At 47.1% G+C, this 3,894-nt stretch carries 4 protein-coding genes; all 4 read right to left on the reverse strand.

Annotated elements, in window-relative coordinates:
- Positions 1-24: 24 nt before the first annotated feature.
- The gene (locus WCO51_10750; GenBank protein MEI6513733.1) at positions 25-1,221 is read right to left on the reverse strand and encodes a glycine C-acetyltransferase; all 1,197 of its coding nucleotides are present in this window, start codon (positions 1,219-1,221) and stop codon (positions 25-27) included.
- A 388-nt stretch (positions 1,222-1,609) separates the two neighbouring features.
- Positions 1,610-2,644 (reverse strand): L-threonine 3-dehydrogenase, encoded by a 1,035-nt coding sequence (gene tdh, locus WCO51_10755; GenBank protein MEI6513734.1) that lies wholly within the window; start codon positions 2,642-2,644, stop codon positions 1,610-1,612.
- A 483-nt stretch (positions 2,645-3,127) separates the two neighbouring features.
- Positions 3,128-3,772 (reverse strand): haloacid dehalogenase, encoded by a 645-nt coding sequence (locus WCO51_10760; protein MEI6513735.1) that lies wholly within the window; start codon positions 3,770-3,772, stop codon positions 3,128-3,130.
- Positions 3,769-3,894 (reverse strand): JAB domain-containing protein (locus WCO51_10765; protein MEI6513736.1); only part of this gene is annotated, 126 nt, incomplete at its 5' end. The genes WCO51_10760 and WCO51_10765, both read right to left, overlap by 4 nt.

Here is a 3,894-nt window from a genome sequence, read left to right on the forward strand (position 1 = left end):
CTTATATACTTAAATGAGATCCCCTTATATCAATCCCAACTCCTTGCCTACCTTGCAGAAGGCTTCTAAGGCTCGGTCTAGGTCGGCGCGGGTGTGGGCGGCGGAGGGCATGGTTCTTACTCGGGCTTTGCCTTTGGCTACTGTTGGGAAAACGATTGCTAGCGCCATGACTCCTTCTTCGAACAGCAATCGCTGAGCCTTCTGTGCGGTGGCTTCATCACCCATAAGAATAGGTGTAATCGGCGTTTCAGAGCCCATCGTGTCAAAACCTGCATCTTGTAGTTGCTTCTTCCAATAGCGCGTGTTATCCCACAATCGCTTCATCGGCTCAGGATCGTTTTCCATAATATCAATCGCTGCAATCAGTGCAGCGGCAACTGCAGGGGGATGGGCGGTGCTGAATAGATAGGGACGACCGCGATTGATGAGCCATTCCTTAAGGGCGCGTGAACCGGCAATATAGCCCCCCATCACTCCAAGCGCTTTAGATAGTGTGCCCAGTTGGATATCAACTTTCCCATAAAGCTTAAAATGAGAAACCGATCCGGCGCCATTTTCACCCAGTACACCGCTGGCATGAGCATCATCAATCATCACAAAAGCATCGTATTTTTCAGCAAGCTCAACAATTTCAGGAAGCGGCGCGATATCACCATCCATACTGAATACGCCGTCGGTGATAATCATCCGCTTGTTGAAGCCGGAAGCCTTCTTTAAAATCTCCTCCAGGTTATTCATGTCCTTATGCTTATAAACCCAGCCATCACTCTTCTTATAAGCCGCACCCGCCAGACGCACGCCATCGATAATGCTAGCATGGTTCAATTCATCGGAAATAATGACATCACCATTCTGTGCAACGGCGGGGATAGTACCGGAGTTCGCTGTAAAACCACTCTGAAATACTAAAACCGCATCAACATGCTTGAACTTAGCAAGTCGCTCTTCGAGAACATCGTGAATTGACAAAGTTCCGCATATTGCACGCACTGCTCCTGCGCCAACTCCCCACTTATTAATCGCTTCGATCGCTGCTTCGCGCATCTTAGGGTGATTGGCCAAATCAAGATAGTTATTAGAAGAAAGATTGATGACTTCTTTGCCACCTATAATTGCATGACCACCGGCAGGTCCTTCCAAAACGGGAGGAACCTTATACAGGTTCTGTTCCTTCAGACCACCGAGTTGTTCGTTAAGCCAATTTTGAAATGTTTGATTCATGGTTCGCCTCCATCGTAACAATTTTACGCTCTATGATCGTTCGCGTCAAGGGTAACGCCGAATGTCTTACCTGATATTTATCTCTTTTAGTGAAACTAAGGAACTAATTGCACAGCTTCATCCGTTTATATAAGTGTAAAACATACAAATGATTAAGCCTGCAAACAAAAGAAATCGATAGGGTAACAGCAAGGCTTGTCTAGTAATTCTAATGTAGTCTCATAAAGTCATCAAAATTTGGCAAAGCCTTCTTTCGAGGCAGAGCGTGCTATTAAACTAAAATTAAGGACATTTAAATAAGCTCTTTCTTCAATCACGAAAAGTCAGTTCAATATCCTCTTGATTGCCCAAGTAAAAAACCCACTTTACTTGGGCTTTTTTTTGAGTCTTAATCAGCGACGTGAAAAACGAGTTTCCCGCAGTTCCCTGAACGGATTAGCTCCATTCCCTCAGCAAATTCAGTGTAATGCAGTGTATGAGTGATGACAGGGGCAACGTTAAGCTTTCCACTGGACAATAGTTCGTGCATCTGATCCCAGGTTTCATAGAGTTTGCGTCCGACTGTCCCTTGTATTAAAAGTCCTTTGAAGATAATCTCGTTCAGGTTCACTTCGATTTCACTCTTAGGATAGATGCCGAATAAACTGAGGCGGCCACCACTCCGGACGAGATTAATGGCTTGATTAAGTGATGAAGGATGGCCTGACATCTCAAGGACCACATCCACTCCAATCCCACCGGTATATTCCAACACTGTTTTCTCGATATTATCGTTCTTAGGATTCAGGAGCACATTTGCGCCCATTGCTTCTGCCAGGTTCAAACGATACGGACTTACTTCAACAGCGATTGTTTGCTTTGCTCCCATCGCTTTGCAAACAGCGATTGCGAACAATCCAATCGGCCCGCAACCCATCACTAATACTGTACGGCCTTCCAAAGGGGTTGCAAGCGCGGCATGGATTGCATTTCCTAAAGGATCTTGTATTGATGCAATTTCAGGGGAAACGCTCGTATCAGTCAGCCGTGCGTTCGCTTCAGGGATTACGATATCAGGTGCGAACACACCATCCACATCGACTCCTAAAATCAGTGTATTCTTACAAACATGCCCCTGTCCTGCCAGACACTGGACACATTTGCCGCAGACGATATGGGATTCGCTGGCGACATAATCTCCAACTTTTCGTTCACTAACCCCTTCACCAACTTCGGTGATTATCCCGCACATCTCATGGCCAAGAATGCGCGGCGGGTGAATTCGCCCTTGCGACCATTCGTCCCAATTAAAAATATGAAAATCCGTGCCACAAACTGAGGTGCGAAGCACCTTCACACGTACATGACCCGGCTTAATTTCAGGAGAGTTTACTTCAATAAGTTGCGCTCCAGGCGCGCGTTCTACCTTGGCGATTGCTTGCATGTTAAAATAACCTGTTCTAAGATGTGGGTTAAAATTATACCTCGCCAATTAACTTTAGGGCATTAGCATAAAATCAGGAGCATCATCTGCTCTCCCGCCTTCTCATAAGCGGCAAGATCGGTGAGTAATTCGATACCCATTAATCGGATCATCACAGGTTATATACTGAAGATACATGCCAGTTGTTCACCGTCGGGGTTAGTATGAAGTATTGGGAGGTTTGAGTTAACGTAGCCCGTATCGCTGGCATCTCACCGGTTCCGGATCAAAACGTGCCGTCAGACACGTCATTCCGAACTAGTCGAGGGATCATTCGGAACCTCACCCCGCGGGGGTTAAAGGTTTAAGTTAGAATTGCTTCCCCCTCTCCTGTCACGGAGAGGGGCCTACGAAGTAGGGGGTGAGGTCTTCCTGGCGGACGACCATACATGTTCCCCCTATACATTATGAAAAGGCCGTTTCGAAAGGTGGCAAATAAGCCGCTTACCCTTCTTTCTCCTCAATCTTCTCCAGTGTACGCTCTAGGGCGGATTGAAGTTCTCTTTGGGTAGTTGAGATAGCGAAATCGCTTCGGGTTCTTTCTAGAACGGCTCTTAAAGCGTCGCATGTTCGGCGCAAGCCTCCGGTGATTGCATCGGGGTAATCGAAGGTAATCAACTCGTCGTAAATGTCCTCCATTGCAATCAGGCAATCTTCAGCGACTTTGGTCTCGCCCTTTCGCATCGCATCGAGGATATAGCGACGACACTCACTCGCGGCTTCGGCCATACCATTGAGATAGGCTGTCACATGCACATTTAAACCGGCAGGGTCTGGCATCGTGCTTTTCTCGATGATCGCATACAACGCCTCCGCCTCGACATATTCTTTCTCCGCATCCTGCAAATAGCCCGCATAATAGAGGTCAGGATGGGGCTTTAAGTAATCGCGAGCTTCCTGAACAAGCCGTCGCGCCTCATCAATAAGCTCGCGCGCCTCTTTTGTTTGGTGACGATGAATATGACGAATACCCTTCCCACAAGATTGAATAACCTTGCGACAGGTTTGAAGCCCATGTTCTCGCGCCTGATGTTTAATGTCCAACTGCTGCCGAAGTGATTCGACGATACTTTCCCAATTTGTACTCAAATGATGCCTCGCTCTTTGAGGCTGACGTATTGACCGTCGCCTAGTATGATGTGATCTAATAGTGGAATACCAAGCAGTTCACCCGCATTACAAAGCCGCCTTGTGACGGCAATGTCTTCGCT

Source organism: bacterium (genome assembly GCA_037131655.1).
Classification (GTDB): Bacteria; Armatimonadota; Fimbriimonadia; order Fimbriimonadales; family JBAXQP01; genus JBAXQP01.